The sequence below is a fragment of the Flavobacterium cryophilum genome (genome assembly GCF_048286555.1).
Lineage (GTDB): Bacteria > Bacteroidota > Bacteroidia > Flavobacteriales > Flavobacteriaceae > Flavobacterium.
In genome coordinates, this window is record NZ_JBLVPZ010000007.1 from 149,894 (window position 1) to 167,356 (window position 17,463).

Below are 17,463 nucleotides of genomic sequence, written 5' to 3' on the forward strand. Positions count from 1 at the left end.
GCAAAAATGTAAACAATGAGATTTTCTGTATTTTTTTTATTTTTTTGCGCCTCCGTTTTTGCACAAGCCGACTATCCAAAAGATTATTTCCGATCGCCTTTAGATATTCCGATTCAATTATCCGGGAATTTTGGGGAGTTGAGACCCAATCATTTTCATGCCGGTTTTGATATAAGAACGCAACAAAAAGAAGGGCTAAAGGTGTACGCAGTAGCCGATGGTTATGTGTCTAGAATAAAGATTTCTACTTTTGGTAATGGAAAAACAATTTATATCAATCATCCCAATGGGTATACGTCCGTTTATGGACATTTAAAAATGGCCAATGGTGAAATTGAAAACTACATCAAACTAACTCATTATAAGGAGCAATCATTTGAAATCGAAATGTTTTTTAAGCCTGATGAAATGGTGGTGAAAAAAGGGGAAGTTATTGCTTTTTCTGGAAATACCGGTTCTTCAGAAGGTCCTCATTTGCATTTTGAATTTAGGGATTCTGCAACAGAGTTTATTATCAATCCGATGCTTTTTGGGTTCAATGAATTTTTAAAGGACACCAAGAGTCCTGTTGTTTCCGGGGTTTACGTTTATCCTTTAGATTCGAAAACTACGGTTAACCATAGTAAAAGACCTTTATTACTAAATGTTTCGTTGCAAAAAGACGGAACGTACCTTGCAGATAAAGTAGTTGCAAATGGTTCAATAGGTTTTGGTATTTCGGCTTACGACAGTGATGATGTTTCATTTAATAATAACGGAGTGTATAAAGTACAGTCTTTTTATAATGGGAAACCAAACTTCGGATACGAATTCAATACCTATTCATTTGATGACATGCGTTACATCAACGCGCTGATTGATTATTCGCGTTATAAGAAAATGCAGCAACGGGTTCAGAAATTATTCATGAAAAGCCCATATAATTTGAGTTTCATTCAAGCCGATGAAAACAAAGGTGTTTTGCCAGTGCTTCCGAATTTGGCATCGCTGTATCGCATTGAAGTTTCAGATTTCTTTGGAAATAAAAAAACGATAGCCATCCCAATCCGATATGATTTGTTGTCTACAACGATCAGCCCGGAGCCTACTCAATCGAACTATTTTGTAAAAGCAAACAAAGACAGCAATTTTGCTTTAGCAAATATGTCGGTTTTCTTTCCTGCGGGAACTTTTTATGAAGATTTTGATTTAAATTTTGATGTAAAAAATGACACTTTGTTTTTACATGAGGACACGGTTCCTGCTCACACTAATTTTACGATTTCAATTGAAGACACAAAATCTACTGAAGCGCAAAGAGAAAAAATGTTCATTGGCAGAATCGAAGGAAAAAAAATAAATTACAATCCAACCTATAGAAAAGACAGCATTTTCAACACAAAGGTTAAGATTTTAGGTAAATATACTTTGGTCTCAGATACTACTGCTCCAAAAATAAGCATAGCCGTTCCCGTTGAAGGGAAATGGATCAGCGAGCAAAAAACAATTCAGCTTTCTATTTATGATGATTTGGCCGGTATAAAATCATACAACGGCTATTTAAATGGGAAATGGGTATTATTCGAATACGATAACAAAACCAGAAAATTAACACATTATTTCAGTGATGCAATTGTTGCTGATGGCGCCAATGATTTAAAAGTTGTAGTGATTGATAACGTAGGAAATTCAACTACCTTTGAAACTCGTTTTTTTAGAAGTCAAAAAAAATAAAAACCAAATCAATTGAGTGCTAATAAATTAATTTTTGTTTTCTTTTTTTTCTTCGCAATTCTACCTTTATTGGCCCAAACGGCTAGAATAAAAGGAATTGTTTTAGACAAAAACAATCAACCGGTAGAAAACGTAAATGTTTCGTATTCCAGCATTGGCACTCAAACCAATAATAATGGGTTTTATGATCTTAAGATCCCTGCGAACCAAAAAGTAACGTTAATTTTTACTCACCTCTCTTTGAAAAAAATTACGATTATTTTTTCTTTGGATTCTAATGAACAAAAAGAGTTTAACCCAGTGATGAGTGATCAGGAAGAACAGATGGGTGAAGTGGTTGTGACGACAAACAATAGAAAGTTGATTCAAGGAATTACTACAATTGAGCCTGAAATGATTCGAAAAATTCCCGGGGCGAATGCTGGAATCGAAAATATTTTGAAAACCCTACCCGGAGTAAATTCTAATAACGAATTGAGTACGCAGTACGCAGTGCGAGGCGGGAATTACGACGAGAATTTGGTTTATGTCAATGAAATCGAAGTCTATCGTCCGTTTCTAATTCGTTCGGGACAACAAGAAGGTCTGAGTTTTACCAATACGGATTTGGTACAAAATGTGGATTTCTCGGCTGGAGGTTTCCAAGCTAAATTTGGAGATAAATTATCGTCTGTTTTAGATATCACCTATAGAAATCCGGTTAAATTTGGCGCAAGCCTTGAAGCGAGCTTTCTTGGTGGTAGCCTTTCTTTTGATGCTGTTTCTAAGAATAAAAAATGGTCTGCAGTTACGGGAGTCCGATACCGCAACAACAGCCTCTTGGTGAAAAGCCAAGAGACACAGACGAATTTTACTCCCTCGTTTGCGGATATTCAAACCAATATAAACTACCAAGCGTCGGCTAAATGGCAATGGAGTTTTCTGGGGAATATATCTCAAAATAAATACCACTATAAGCCGTTAACGAGACAGACTAATTTTGGTACCATAGATAATCCTATGGCTCTTACCGTTTTTTATGAAGGTCAGGAAAAAGATAAATATGACACGTATTTTGGAGCTTTAAAAACAACGTTCAATGTATCTGATACTTTCATCTTAAAATTTATCGGTTCTGTTTTTCAAACTTTAGAACAAGAATATTTTGATATTTTTGCGCAATACCGTTTAGGCGAAGTGGATTCCAGTATTGGATCAGAAACTTTTGGAGAAGTTGCTTTTACAAGAGGAATTGGCTCCCAGCTCAGTCATGCCAGAAATGATTTAGATGCCTTAATTGTAAATGCGGAGATAAAAGGATTTCACGATTGGAAAGAAAACCAATTTGAATGGGGCATAAAATATACACGAGAATCCATTCGTGACAGAATAATAGAGTGGGAGGTCATCGATTCGGCTGGTTTTTCATTGAATTCACCAGTTATTGATCTGCCTAAAAATGATCAGCCGTATTCGCCCTACACTGGACCGCTTGTTCCGTATCAAAATATCCGGGCGACTAATTTCAACGACATCAATAGATTTTCGGGTTATGGCCAATGGAGTTTAAAATCGAATATTGGTTCTAGTAAAGTTTGGTACAATGCAGGCGTGCGCGCGCACAATTGGGAAGTTATGGGTGTTTTTACAGCTGGAAAATCCCAAATTACTATTAGTCCAAGAGCGCAATTTGCAATAAAGCCGGACTGGGATAAAGATATGGTTTTCAGACTTTCGGGAGGATTATACCACCAGCCGCCATTTTATAGGGAATTGAGGGATGCAGATGGAATAGTACAGCCTAATACCAAGGCGCAACAATCGATTCACGTTGTTTTTAGCAATGATTATAGTTTCAAAATGTGGGAGCGTCCTTTTAAATTAGTGTCTGAGTTGTACTATAAATCACTGACAGATGTAAATACCTATACCATTGACAATGTTCGCATTCGTTACGCTGCCAACAATAATGCAACAGCGTACGCGCAAGGATTAGACGTTCGCTTGAATGGGGAGTTTGTACCAGGAACAGAATCTTGGTTTAGTTTTGGTTATTTGAAAACAGAAGAAAGCAGTAACGATAAAGGATATATCGCCAGACCTACGGATCAAAGATTGAAATTCGGGCTTTTGTTTCAGGATTACATGCCTAATATTCCAAGTATAAAATTGTACCTGAATTTAATTTACAATACTGGATTGCCGGGAGGTTCTCCATCCTATGCCGATCCTTATTTGTATCAAAACAGGTTGAATGATTACCGCCGTGTGGACATTGGTTTCTCTAAAGTTTTTATCGATAATACAACCGTAAAAAAGAATACGGGTTGGTTTAAAGACTTTAAAGAGTTAGCGATCGGACTAGAGATTTTTAATCTTTTTGACAATCAAAATGCCATTACGAATACTTGGGTTCGCGATGTGTATTCTAAAAATCAATATGCAATTCCTAATTATATGACCACCAGAGTTTTTAATGTGAAATTGACAGCGAAATTATAACCGTAAAGAATTACTAAAGTTTAACCCAATTTTAATTCGTTAAATCAAGTATTGAATACCATTACCATTTTTAAAAATGACTACATTTGAATTATAATAGTACAACAACATGAAAAAACTACCTATCACAATATTAGGAATTGCATTTTTGCTTTTAGCCAGTTGTAAAGAGGAGGTTGAAAAACCAAAAGTTACTTACGATGGAACAAATAGAGCAAAAGAACTAGCTAAAGCTGATTCAACCCAAATACAAATTGCCGATTTGCCACTTCAAATGGAAGGAACGGATTATTTGATTCATCCTGTTGCTGATTTAAGTATTCGTGAAAAAGGGATAAAATCGAGATATGGTTCTTCCAGCGTTAACGATTTGAGTTTTACGATTTCCAATTATGGTGAATTTGAAATCACCGGTTTTTTACAGAATTTAAAATTTCAAAAAGTTGATTCGGATTCCATCAGAAAATTGACTGATAAACCTGTTTTGATTCAAACAGCTACGTATTTAAAGTCGGTTGCTGATAATACCAATAATCAAATTATGGTATACACGATGGTTGATATGGATACAAATAAAGATGGAAAATTAGATACAAGTGATATCAAAGCATTGTATTTAAGTGAAATAAGTGGCGAGAAATTCACTAAAATATCTTCTGATTTTCAGGAATTAATCGATTGGAAATTGATAGGATCGAACAATCGATTGTATTTTAGAACAGTTGAGGATACTAATAAAAACGGACAATTTGATAAGAAAGATGTGGTGAATTACTATTATATCGATTTGTCAAAAAAGGAGTGGAAAATAATTGGATATGAGCCGGTTTAGTTAAATCAAAATATCACTTTCCAAGTCTGATTTTTCAATGGTGAAAGCAAATCCCAATTGTTTAACTAGTTGAATGACCAGATTTTTATACCAGTTTTCAGATTTGGGATGGATGTATATTTTTTCGATTAACTGGTTGATATTTATATTGATTTTAAGTCCCTCATTGATTTTTACATCGCTTTCGCCAATGTCGGTAATGATGCGTACTTCGCCTTCATACTGAAAACTTTTTCGTTTGAACAAAAAAGGGAAAAACATATCGTCAAACGGAATGTGTTCTTTTTTGTAATCAATATAATTTACTTCCCCAATATATTGCTTGAAATAAGTTTCCGACGCAAGCGAGTCCTGCAATCGACCAATTGTAGATTGAATGGCTAAACCTTCATTGTTTTGCGTAAAAATCTGCCACATCGCAAACGATTCATATTCATTGATGTGCCAACTGCTGATGGCTACTTTTTCTCGATGTGTTTTGTAATAGTTTAAAAAGTCAGGCTTGTCAATAGAAAGTTTTTTTATCTCCTCAAAAGTAGGTTCGCTAAAGGTACCTTCATATTGATCTTCAAACTTATCAGATCGGGACATGAATAGCTTTTCTGACATTAACAAGTCTAAGAACTTCGATAAATCAAGGTACTTCCAAACAACCGTGTTTGGGTCTTTTGGAAGTTTTATGTTGGGATTGTTGATGTACATTTTTCAGACTTAAAGATTTAAAAAATAATAGTATTTAAAGATTTTAGTGGTCACAAAAAACGGTACTCTATATCGTTATTCGAAAGATTGCATAGACACTAATTTATTGTACATGCCATTCAATGCAATAAGTTCGTCGTGTTTTCCTTGTTCCACTATTTTTCCTTTTTGCATCACCACAATCAAATCTGCTTTTTGAATCGTAGAAAGACGGTGCGCAATGACAATTGAGGTTCTGTTTTGCATCATGTTCTCCAGCGCCACTTGAACGAATTTTTCGCTTTCGGTATCCAAGGCTGAAGTGGCTTCATCGAGAATCATAATGGGAGGATTTTTCAAAACGGCTCTGGCAATCGACAGTCGTTGTTTTTGACCTCCGGAAAGTTTGTTTCCGCTGTCTCCTATGTTCGTGTGAATGCCTAACGGTAAATCTTTGACAAATTCATAAGCATTGGCAATTTTCAACGCTTCAATAATTTCCTCATCTGTAGCGTCTATTTTTCCCAATGCGACATTGGCTTTGATCGTGTCATTAAATAAAATACTGTCTTGTGTAACCAAGCCCATCAACCCTCGAAGTGATTTTAAACTAAAATCTTTTATGTTGGTTCCGTCAATGGTGATTCCGCCTTCACTGGTGTCATAAAAGCGGGTGAGCAAATTAGCAATGGTACTTTTTCCGCTTCCGGATTGCCCGACAAGAGCCACCGTTTGTCCTTTTTTGACTTCAAGCGTAAAGTCTTTCAAAACATTTTCTTTTTCGTATTTAAAGTTAATGCTTTTGAGGGTTATATTCGAATCGAAAGTGTTTTTTTCGATCGCATTTTCTTTTGAAGTGATTTCATTTTCGACTTCTAAAACTTCAAAAACCCGTTCTGCGGCAGCTAAACCATTTTTCACGGCATAAGATGCTTTAGAAATGGCTTTGGCAGGAGTTAGAATATTGAAGGCCAACGTAAGAAAAACAATAAAAGCCGCGCCTTCAAGAGTTTTGTCAATTAACACTAAGTTTCCACCATACCAAAGCAAGGCAGCTATTGTTGTGATTCCTAAAAATTCACTCAATGGCGTTGCCAAATTATTTTTGTCTCCAATGCTATTTGATAAATGCAATAATCGGGTTACCGAATCGTTGAATCTGTTTTTAAAATTAGGTTCTGCATTATAGCTTTTAATTACTTTCAAACCGCCCAAACTTTCATCTACTATTGAAATCAGAAACCCACTTTCTTTTTGTGCCTGTAGGGATTGTGCTCTCAAGTTTTTAGCGATTTTTGAAATAATAAATCCCGAAATCGGAATAAAAACTAAAACAAAAAACGTAAGTTCTACGCTTATAAAAAACATGGTAACTATTGCAAACACAATCGTCAATGGTTCTTTTACGATCAGTTCCAGTATTGAAAAAAAAGAATTTTGAACCTCGTTCACATCACCTAGCATTCGCGCCATAATATCTCCTTTTCTTTTCTCTGAATAGTAGGATATGGGTAATTCAATTATTTTGTCATACATTGATTTTCGTAAATCACGTAACACACCATTTTTGAGGTGCATGATGTGATGAGAAGCGAGGTAATTGAACAAATTTTTGAATAAAAAAGTGACGATTACCAAAGAAACGACAAGTAAAAGGGCAAACTGAGGACTATTATCTTTTGTTAATTCGGTAATTTTAAAATACAAAAGATCAGTTCCGTAATCTTTTATATTTCCAATTCCGGTATATATTGGCTCTTTTTCAATTGTTTTGACTTTGCCAAAAAGCACTTGAAGTACCGGAAGCAGAGTCAGCATAGAAATAGTGCTAAACAACGCATAAAGAACGTTGTACACCACATTCCAGATAATATGAGTTTTGTACGGTTTAGTAAAAGGAATTAATTTTATTAAATTTCTGTCCATTAGTTCAATTGCATTGCAATAATAATATTTTTAATTTTTTCGTTTAAAACGGTTTCTACTTCGTTGAAATCTTCAACTGATTCCAATTCCGTATTTACACTGATGTAAAATTTTATTTTTGGTTCCGTTCCGCTTGGTCTGGCACAAATTTTTGATCCGTCTTCCGTATAATAAATCAATACGTTCGATTTTGGAATATTCATTTTGGTTTCCTCATCCGTAAGCAAATTTTTCGCTATCGATGATTGGTAATCTTCCAGCATAATCACACGTTGTCCGTTGATTTCTTTCATTGGATTCTCTCTCATGTCAATCATCATCTGATTGATTTCCTGCAAACCATCCATTCCTTTTTTAGTCAACGAAACTAAGTATTCTTTGTAAAAACCGTTGTCAACATATAGTTGTAGTAATTCTTTGTATACTGTGCTTCCTTTGGCTTTGGCTTGAGCTGCAAGTTCGCAAATCAATAGAGTAGCCGCAACAGCATCTTTATCGCGTACGGCATCACCTACCATATAACCAAAACTTTCTTCACCACCACCTATGAATTCCAACTCAGGAAAATCCTTAATCATCTTGGCGATCCATTTGAAACCGGTCAAACCCACTTTGCATTCTACATCGTAGTTTGTGGCTAATTCCATCATCATAGGAGTAGAAACGATTGTAGAACCTACAAATTGTTTTCCATTGATCTTGCCAGCTTTTTTCCATTGTTCCAATAAAAAGGCAGTCATCAAAATCATGGTCTGATTTCCGTTAAGCAACGTCATTTTGCCTTCGTTATTTCTAACGGCAACTCCCAAACGATCACAGTCAGGATCAGTTCCAATAACAATATCCGAATTCGTTTTGTCCGCCAAAGCCAATGCCATTAACAGTGCTTCCGGCTCCTCTGGATTTGGAGATTTAACGGTTGGGAAATCACCATTCGGCACTCTTTGTTCTTCAACAATATTCACGTTTGGATAACCTGCTTGCGATAAGGTATCAGGAACTAAGGTTATGGAAGTCCCATGCAAAGAGGTGAAAACAATATTCAGATTTTCTTTGGCGTCAGCCGAAGTTCCGAAGCTGGCATTTTCGATAGTCGATTTGATAAAAGCTTCATCAACTTCCGTATCAATATAATGTATCAAGTCTTCATTGGCAGTAAACTTGATTTGATTGTAATTTAAATTCTCGATAACAGAGATGATTCCCTCATCTTCTGGTGGCACAATTTGTCCACCATCTTGCCAGTATACTTTGTATCCGTTATATTCCGGTGGGTTGTGAGAGGCAGTAAGAACAATTCCGCATTGACAACCTAAATGTTTCACCGCAAATGACAGTTCCGGAGTAGGTCTCAATTCCGAAAACAAATACACTTCAATTCCGTTAGCCGAGAAAACATCCGCAACTAGTTTGGCCAACGTATCGCTATTATGACGGCAATCGTAAGCAATAACCGCTTTCAAAGGCTGGTTAGGAAAAGCAGTATGCAAGTAATCCGAAAGTCCCTGTGTGCTTTTTCCAAGCGTATATTTATTGATGCGGTTGTTTCCTACGCCCATAACACCGCGCATTCCACCAGTTCCAAATTCAAGATTTTTATAAAAGCGCTCTTCCAGTTCTTTAGGCGAGGTAGTCATCAATTCTTTAATAGTTTCCTGTGTAGCGGTGTCAAATGTAGGCGTGAGCCACTCATTTACTGCATCCAAAATGTTTTGTTTGATTTCCATGCTATATGTTTTTTAGTTTCTAAATTCGTAATTAAAATTTAAATACAGTCGTTTTATTTTTTAGGAGCTATATCCTGCTATCTGCTGTATCTTTTTATTTTTTTAAAGAAAAAAAAGAAAAAGGATGCCGCTGTTATCAGGGCTAGTTTATTAGTTACATGAGAAAAATTATCTTTTCATTTAGTTTTCGTTGATACTATAAAAAATTAACTTCACTAGACACTTTATAACGCTCTTCATTATTTTTTGTTCGCAAAATTATTTCGCCAAGAAATCCAGCCAAAAACAATTGTGTTCCCAAAACCATTGTGGTAAGTGCGATATAAAACCAAGGGTTATTTGTTATCAAACTATAGCGCATGTCATTGTACATATGGTATAATTTTGAAATGCCAATATATCCGGCAAGCATAAACCCGATTATAAACATTACAGATCCCATGGCGCCGAATAAATGCATCGGTCGTTTTCCAAATCTTGAAAGAAACCAAATGGTAATTAAATCCAGAAAACCATTAATGAAACGTTCCATACCAAATTTAGTTTCGCCATATTTTCTGGCTTGATGCTGCACTACTTTTTCGCCAATTTTTCCAAAACCGGCATTTTTTGCCAAAACAGGAATGTATCGGTGCATTTCACCTGAAACTTCAATGTTTTTTACCACAATATTTTTATAAGCTTTCAGTCCGCAGTTAAAATCATTCAATTCCACTCCCGATGTTTTTCGGGCAGCCCAGTTGAACAATTTAGACGGCAAGTTTTTTGCCACAACGGAGTCGTAGCGTTTCTTTTTCCATCCGGAAACTAAATCATAGTTGCCATTGGTAATCATATCGTACAAACCCGGGATTTCCTCTGGGCTGTCTTGCAAGTCAGCATCCATAGTAATTATAACATCACCTTGCGCTTTTGCAAAACCAGCATGCAATGCTTGTGATTTTCCAAAATTCTTCATGAAACGAACCCCTTTTACATGAGGGTTTTCATTTGCAAATCCTTCTATAATAGTCCAAGAATTATCGGTACTTCCATCATCCAGAAAAATGATTTCGTACGAATAATTATGAGATTGCATCACTTTAATGATCCAATGGTAAAGTTCATTAAGTGATTCCTCTTCATTGAGAAGCGGTATGAGTATTGATAAATTCATTAATTTTTATTCTTGTGTAGATTTGCTTTTAAAGAATGCGGCCAAAATTAATCCGAAAATTGAACTAAAAACAATACTAAAAACAGATCCTTTTAGTAATTCTAATGTAGAATAAGGATTATTATCTTTTAATTTTGCGATAGCTTCGTTAATGGCTGATGCCGGTGTGTTAAATTTTTGCATCATATTGACAGTGTATTTAATCATTAATTCACTTAAAGTCTCTTTAGCAGAAGGATCAATGAAATTGAATAAAAGAACATTAAAAAGAGTTGAAATTAAAATACCTATTAGTGTAGCTATGAAGTAAGTCGTAAAAGCATCCTTGAAAGAGAAAACATTGTTCAACTCTTTTTTTGTTTTTGTAAGTAAAACAATTCCCAATGTAAGATAAACCAAAATACTTAAGACTCCAATCCACCAAGAAGTAAACAAATTTAAATCAATAGCGTAAATTGTTGAAGTAATTAATGCAGAAACAATTCCAATTGTTACTCCAAAGGTTATTCCATTCTTTTTAATAATTTCATTTATCATTATTGTGGTTTTAGAATTAATCCACAAATATAACAATTCCCAATATATTCGGTGCTAAAAATCACTTTTTACGATTATATAAAAAAAGTGAGACAAAGATTTGTTTATTGGAAAATAATTGTAAATTTGCAAACTCAAAATAATATTGTAAAACAAAAAGTTATAAGGAGTTTATACCTTTTCTGTTAGAAGAAAAGCTTCAAGACAAATTATAATTAACAAATAAAAAAGATTCACAAGATGAAAAAAGGAATTCACCCAGAAAATTACAGATTAGTTGCATTTAAAGACATGTCAAATGACGAGGTTTTTATCACTAAATCTACTGCAGATACAAGAGAAACATTAACAGTTGACGGAGTTGAATATCCAGTTGTAAAAATGGAGATCTCTAGAACTTCTCACCCTTTTTACACAGGTAAATCTAAACTTATTGATACTGCAGGACGTATTGATAAATTCAAAACTAAATACGCTAAACACGTTAAATAATTTTAACTTGTTCATACTTATAGTAAAGCCTTTCTTTTCGGAAGGCTTTTTTTTATTTTAAAACTTTGTAACTTTGAAGACAATAGTTAAAAAAGGAAGTTGTTTGAACTAATTTTTAATCAACATACAACCAAATCAACAAATAATCAATTTATGAATTACATACTTTTTGACGGTCCTGCTCGAAATGCCTTATTGCCTTTTACTTTCACACGCCCGGTTGCTGATATTCTTATTGGAATCATGACGATTCGTCAAAAATGGGAAATGCGTCTGGGTTCTACTACCACCACATTGACAGAAGAGTATTTGTCAGAGAAATTCCCAATGGTAGAATTAGAGGAAAATGTAATGATAAATGCTTCCTTTCTTCCTAATGATGTATTGGCGGAGATGGTGAGTAATCTGGAACCCAATCAAGCTATTTTTAAAGGAGATGAAGTCATCGCTTTTTATACAAATGAGGAGCAGGAAGAAGTAGATTTTGATACTTATGAAATTGTCGAATATACTGATGAGTGCATAACAGTAGAACATACTTGGGATATTTTTGCTAAAAATGATGCTGCGATACGAGAAGATTTTGATTATTTAACCGACGATAGAAAATCGCAAGCAATCCCAAAAAGTGTTAATGTCATTGCACCTGAAAACATATTTATAGAAGAAGGAGCAAAATTAGAATTTGTGACGCTAAATGCTTCTGCAGGCCCTATATATATTGGTAAAGATTCTGAAATTATGGAAGGTTCGGTAATCAGAGGCCCTTTTGCCTTGTGCGAAAATGCAACTGTAAAAATGGCTGCCAAAGTCTATGGAGCAACAACTGTAGGTCCACATTCAAGAATTGGTGGGGAAGTCAATAATTCGGTATTGTTTGGCTATGCAAATAAAGGACATGATGGATTTTTAGGAAATTCAGTACTTGGTGAATGGTGTAATATTGGGGCGGACAGCAATAATTCTAATTTAAAAAATAATTACGAAGAAGTAAAATTGTGGAGTTATGAATCGGAAGGTTTCGCTAAAACAGGTCTTCAGTTTTGCGGATTGATGATGGGCGATCACAGCAAGTGCGGCATTAACACTATGTTTAATACGGGAACGGTAGTAGGAGTGAGTGCTAATATTTTTGGCAGTGGATTTCCGCGCAACTTTGTTCCTAGCTTTTCTTGGGGTGGTGCTTCCGGTTTTACTACTTATGTGACCAAAAAAGCTTTTGAAACAGCTCGATTGGTAATGAGTCGCCGAAACGTGGATTTTGATGAAAGAGAAGCCGCTATTCTAGAACATATTTTTGAAGAATCAAAAAAGTGGAGAAAGGAATAATTGTTTTTGCTACTGAATTATAATTATTAAAAAAAAGGAAAAATGCTCCATTCAATCGAATAAAGCATTTTTTTTTAATTTAATTAAAGTGGAAAGGGTACTGCAAATTCTTTTATTAGGGTTTTGGAAGGCTATTACTTGTTTTTCTTCGGCATAATGGCATGGTTTTATAAAAATTATTTTTTGAGATTATTAATGTAAATTGAATATATGGAAAAGATTATCAACGTTATAAATGGAATAGTTTGGAGTACGCCTTTAATAATTTTATGTTTAGGAACGGGTCTTTATTTTTCTGTCCGCACTCGTTTTCTTCAGTTACGGCATGTTAAAGAAATGTTTCGTTTGCTATTTGATGGAAAAAGTTCCGAATCAGGTGTTTCCTCTTTTCAGGCTTTATCGATGTCTTTAGCAGGTAGAGTTGGTACGGGAAATATAGCAGGTGTGGCTACAGCTATAACCTTTGGGGGTCCGGGTGCTTTATTTTGGATGTGGGTAGTTGCTTTTTTAGGCGCAAGTACTGCTTTTGTAGAGGCTACGCTGGCGCAAATTTATAAAGAGAAACATTTGGGACAGTTTCGCGGAGGTCCCGCTTTTTATATTGAAAGAGGATTGGGTGTAAAGTGGTTCGCCATTTTGTTTGCCATCGTTTCCGTTATTTCAGCAGGCATTTTATTACCCGGTATTCAGTCGAATTCAGTGGCTGACGGTCTGAACAATGCCTTTAATCTTGACACTAGAATTACCGCCGTTATTGTTGCTGTTGTATTTGGAGCAATTATTTTTGGTGGGGTAAAAAGAATTGCAAAAGTGACTGAAGTGGTAGTTCCTATTATGGCTCTCGGCTATATTTTGATTGTACTAGTGATAATAGGGATAAATTTTCAAGCGCTGCCGGGCGTTATATCGTTGGTTTTCACGAGTGCTTTTAGTCAGGACGCAGCATTTGGCGCCGTTATTGGGCTGGCTATTCAATGGGGTGTGAAAAGAGGACTTTATTCCAATGAAGCCGGACAGGGAACAGCACCACATATTGCTGCTGCAGCAAATGTGTCTCATCCGGTAAAACAAGGTTTAGTGCAATCTTTTTCTGTTTATATAGACACATTATTGGTTTGTAGTGCAACAGGTTTTATGTTACTGATCACTGGGAAATATAATGTTGAAAACCCTGTTTTAGGTGCCAATGGGGCTACTGAATTTTTATACGAGGGCGCGCAGAATGTAACTGCTGGTACGGGATTTACACAAAGTGCTATGGATAGCGTTTTACCTGGTTTTGGTTCTTTCTTCGTGGCAATTGCGTTATTTTTCTTTGCTTTTACCACTCTTTTGGCTTATTATTATATTGCCGAAACTAACATTTCTTATTTGACTAGAAAGATGAACTCCCCAATTTTTAACCGAATATTAAAAATTCTCATGATAGTAGTCGTTATGTACGGCTGCGTCAATGAAGCTGCATTGATATGGACTATTGGTGATATTGGAGTAGGGATTATGGCTTGGTGTAATATTATTGCAATTCTACTGTTGCAAAAACCAGCTTTAGCAGCATTAAAAGATTATGAAAAACAAAAGAAAGAAGGCAACAACCCTGTTTTTAATCCAAAAAATATTGGTGTTATGAATGCGCCATTATGGGACGAAATTAATAAAAATAAAGAAGTATAGTTATAGTAGCTTCTTTAAAAAGCTTCCGGAAAAAGAATTTTTATTCTCTTTCCGGAAGCTTTTATTTATAGCAAACAAAGTACTTTATTAAACTATCTTTGCACTTTTTAAAAACAACTCGGTTTTCAACTTATAGAAGTAATGAATTACCGAAATTATACATCAACAATACAATGATTACAGTCAACGATATATCCGTGCAGTTTGGTGGGACGACACTTTTTAGTGATGTTTCTTTTGCCATAAATGAAAATGATAAAATTGCCCTAATGGGTAAAAATGGAGCTGGAAAATCGACGCTGCTTAAAATAATTGCGGGTCAAACGAAACCTTCAACAGGAAATATTTCGGCGCCAAAAGATGCTGTAGTGGCCTATTTGCCACAACATCTATTGACTACTGACGGTGCCACGGTGATGGAAGAAGCTTCGAAAGCTTTTGGAGAAGTTTTTGCTATGAAAGCAGACATCGACGAAATCAATGAGCAATTGACGATTCGTACCGATTATGAAAGTGATGCTTACATGAAATTAATCGAAAGAGTTTCTGACCTGAGCGAGAAATTTTATGCTATCGAAGAGATAAATTATGAAGCCGAAGTAGAGAAAATTTTAATTGGTTTGGGTTTTGTCCGCGAGGATTTTGTCCGTCAAACTTCAGAGTTTTCTGGAGGATGGAGAATGCGAATTGAACTTGCCAAAATACTTTTGCAAAAACCAGACTTAATTTTACTGGATGAGCCTACCAATCACATGGATATTGAAAGTATTCAATGGCTGGAAGACTTCTTGATTACTTCAGCCAAAGCAGTAGTGGTGATTTCTCATGATAGAGCTTTTGTAGATAATATTACCAATCGTACCATTGAAGTTACAATGGGGCGTATTTATGATTATAAAGCGAAATATTCTCATTATTTAGAACTTAGAAAAGACAGACGCGTGCATCAGCAAAAAGCGTATGACGAACAACAGCGCATGATTGCTGATAACAGGACTTTTATCGATCGTTTTAAAGGGACATTCTCGAAAACAGATGCTGTTCAATCCCGTGTTAAAATGTTAGAGAAGCTTGTTATTGTTCAAGTTGACGAGGTGGATAATTCGGCTTTAAAATTAAAATTTCCGCCTGCTGCTCGTTCCGGACAATATCCAGTAATTGTAAAGGATTTATCAAAAGCGTATGGAGATCATGTGGTTTTTTCGAATGCAAATATGGTGATTGAAAGAGGGGAAAAAGTCGCTTTCGTAGGGAAAAATGGAGAAGGAAAATCGACGATGATCAAAGCCATTATGAAAGAAATCGAAATAAATAGTGGCAGTTTAGAAATTGGACATAACGCACAAATTGGTTATTTTGCCCAAAATCAAGCCTCTTTATTAAATGAAAATGCCACTATTTTTGAAACTATTGATGATATTGCCGTGGGAGATGTTCGAACTAAAATCAAAGACATTTTAGGAGCATTCATGTTTCAGGGCGATGATGTAACCAAAAAAGTGAAAGTACTTTCCGGTGGGGAGAAAACGCGTTTGGCAATGATTAAATTATTATTGGAACCAGTGAATTTATTGATTTTAGATGAGCCTTCTAATCACTTAGACATGAAAACCAAAGACATTATCAAAGATGCGCTGCGGGATTTTGACGGAACATTAATCCTAGTTTCTCACGACAGGGACTTTCTGGATGGATTAGCAACTAAAGTTTTCGAGTTTGGCAACAAAAGGGTAGTGGAACATTTTGAAGATATTGCTGGTTTCTTGGCACATAAAAAAATGGACAGTATGCGAGAGATAGAAAAATAGTATTTAGTTAGATCATTCTAAAGAGGGTTCAATAGCATGCGAAGACAGTTTTTTTACTGCGATTCTTTCGGGTATGGCAGCAATGGATAAGGTTTGTACACGCTAAAGCAAGTATTTCTGAAAAAGTGTATATTTACTTTTTCAATCACAAAAAAACTTTCAAATGAAAAAACTTCAGATTTTATTTTTATTTTTTATTCTGGGCCATACGGTACATTCTTATGGTGCAAAGGCAGATACGTTGCAAATTCCGAGCTTGGCTATGAACAAGACCTACAAAGCTGCGGTAGTATTGCCAAATTCTTATGCTAAAAGTAAGGTGAATTATCCTGTTCTTTATCTGTTGCATGGCGCCTACGGTCATTTTAATGATTGGCTTTCTAAAACTCCGGATAAAAATTTATTGCATAATTTAGCGGATCAGTACAATATCATAATTGTAATGCCGGAAGGTGAAACATTCAGTTTTTATCTCGATAGTCCTGTTAATAAAGGAAGTCAGTTTGAAACGTACATTACTACAGAAGTTATCCAGAAAGTAGACCATACATATCGCACAATAAATGACAGAAAAGGACGTGTAATTACCGGGCTTTCTATGGGAGGTCACGGAGCATTGTTCCTTTCGACAAAACATCCGGAACTATTTTGTGCCGCAGGAAGTATGAGCGGAGCGGTGGATATGGGTAGCATGATTAATCCGGAATCTAAGGAAAGAGTTACAAAATTAATGGAACCAGTTTTTGGAATTGAAGGAGTTCCTCAGGAAGTGTACGCTGCAAATGCTGTTTTAAATATGGTTGATAAAATAAAAAGTAACAAATTAGGATTGATTATCGATTGTGGAGTGGATGATTTTTTAATTGAATCTAATAGGGAATTGCACCGAAGACTTGTTTATAATAAAGTTTCGCACGATTATACGGAACGTCCCGGAGCCCATACTTGGGATTATTGGGAAAATGCATTACCTTCTCATGTATTGTTTTTTAGTAAAATTTTAAGAAATAATAGTACTGCAGAAAAATAGAAATTAAGAGCAGAGTTTAATTTTTACCATAAAAGGCCTTTCAGCAATGAACGGTCTTTTTTTTTGTTATTTTTTAA

13 protein-coding genes are annotated in these 17,463 nt (G+C 35.4%); 8 read left to right on the forward strand and 5 right to left on the reverse strand.

Annotated elements, in window-relative coordinates; genetic code table 11:
• Nucleotides 1-15 precede the first annotated feature (15 nt).
• The 3 genes from ACNQGJ_RS11640 (at nucleotide 16) to ACNQGJ_RS11650 (ending at nucleotide 5,026) form a co-directional block, all read left to right on the forward strand.
• Entirely contained in the window at nucleotides 16-1,713 is a 1,698-nt protein-coding gene (locus tag ACNQGJ_RS11640) for a M23 family metallopeptidase (RefSeq protein ID WP_417972927.1), read from the forward strand.
• Nucleotides 1,714-1,725: 12 nt separating this feature from the next.
• On the forward strand, nucleotides 1,726-4,194 hold the full coding sequence (locus ACNQGJ_RS11645; RefSeq protein ID WP_417972929.1) for a TonB-dependent receptor: 2,469 nt from the start codon (nucleotides 1,726-1,728) through the stop codon (nucleotides 4,192-4,194).
• Nucleotides 4,195-4,303: 109 nt separating this feature from the next.
• On the forward strand, nucleotides 4,304-5,026 hold the full coding sequence (locus tag ACNQGJ_RS11650; RefSeq protein ID WP_417972931.1) for a hypothetical protein: 723 nt from the start codon (nucleotides 4,304-4,306) through the stop codon (nucleotides 5,024-5,026).
• On the opposite strand, the gene ACNQGJ_RS11655 is transcribed toward ACNQGJ_RS11650, so the two are convergent.
• From ACNQGJ_RS11655 to ACNQGJ_RS11675, 5 genes are all read right to left on the reverse strand, one after another.
• Nucleotides 5,027-5,728: a hypothetical protein gene (locus ACNQGJ_RS11655; RefSeq protein WP_417972933.1), complete on the reverse strand. Its 702-nt coding sequence runs from the start codon at nucleotides 5,726-5,728 to the stop codon at nucleotides 5,027-5,029.
• 75 nt (nucleotides 5,729-5,803) lie between these two features.
• Complete coding sequence (locus ACNQGJ_RS11660) at nucleotides 5,804-7,633, reverse strand: ABC transporter ATP-binding protein (protein WP_417972934.1); 1,830 nt, start codon at nucleotides 7,631-7,633, stop codon at nucleotides 5,804-5,806.
• On the reverse strand, nucleotides 7,633-9,360 hold the full coding sequence (locus ACNQGJ_RS11665) for a phospho-sugar mutase (RefSeq protein WP_417972936.1): 1,728 nt from the start codon (nucleotides 9,358-9,360) through the stop codon (nucleotides 7,633-7,635). The genes ACNQGJ_RS11660 and ACNQGJ_RS11665 overlap by 1 nt, the downstream gene beginning before the upstream one ends.
• Nucleotides 9,361-9,556: 196 nt before the next feature.
• Nucleotides 9,557-10,516, reverse strand: coding sequence for a glycosyltransferase family 2 protein (locus tag ACNQGJ_RS11670; RefSeq protein WP_417972938.1), 960 nt, complete (start codon nucleotides 10,514-10,516; stop codon nucleotides 9,557-9,559).
• A gap of 6 nt (nucleotides 10,517-10,522) precedes the next feature.
• Entirely contained in the window at nucleotides 10,523-11,053 is a 531-nt protein-coding gene (locus ACNQGJ_RS11675) for a DUF4199 domain-containing protein (protein WP_417972940.1), read from the reverse strand.
• 240 nt (nucleotides 11,054-11,293) lie between these two features.
• Between ACNQGJ_RS11675 and ACNQGJ_RS11680 the strand changes: the two genes are divergently transcribed.
• The 5 genes from ACNQGJ_RS11680 (at nucleotide 11,294) to ACNQGJ_RS11700 (ending at nucleotide 17,386) form a co-directional block, all read left to right on the forward strand.
• Nucleotides 11,294-11,545 (forward strand): type B 50S ribosomal protein L31, encoded by a 252-nt coding sequence (locus ACNQGJ_RS11680; protein ID WP_039109118.1) that lies wholly within the window; start codon nucleotides 11,294-11,296, stop codon nucleotides 11,543-11,545.
• 153 nt (nucleotides 11,546-11,698) lie between these two features.
• Nucleotides 11,699-12,874: a GlmU family protein gene (locus ACNQGJ_RS11685; protein WP_417972942.1), complete on the forward strand. Its 1,176-nt coding sequence runs from the start codon at nucleotides 11,699-11,701 to the stop codon at nucleotides 12,872-12,874.
• Nucleotides 12,875-13,084: 210 nt separating this feature from the next.
• The gene (locus ACNQGJ_RS11690; protein WP_417972944.1) at nucleotides 13,085-14,548 is read left to right on the forward strand and encodes an alanine/glycine:cation symporter family protein; all 1,464 of its coding nucleotides are present in this window, start codon (nucleotides 13,085-13,087) and stop codon (nucleotides 14,546-14,548) included.
• Between the two features lie 173 nt (nucleotides 14,549-14,721).
• On the forward strand, nucleotides 14,722-16,356 hold the full coding sequence (locus ACNQGJ_RS11695; protein WP_417972946.1) for an ABC-F family ATP-binding cassette domain-containing protein: 1,635 nt from the start codon (nucleotides 14,722-14,724) through the stop codon (nucleotides 16,354-16,356).
• A gap of 163 nt (nucleotides 16,357-16,519) precedes the next feature.
• A complete protein-coding gene (locus ACNQGJ_RS11700; protein ID WP_417972948.1) occupies nucleotides 16,520-17,386 on the forward strand; it encodes an alpha/beta hydrolase in 867 nt (288 codons plus the stop codon).
• The last annotated feature ends 77 nt before the right edge of the window (nucleotides 17,387-17,463 follow it).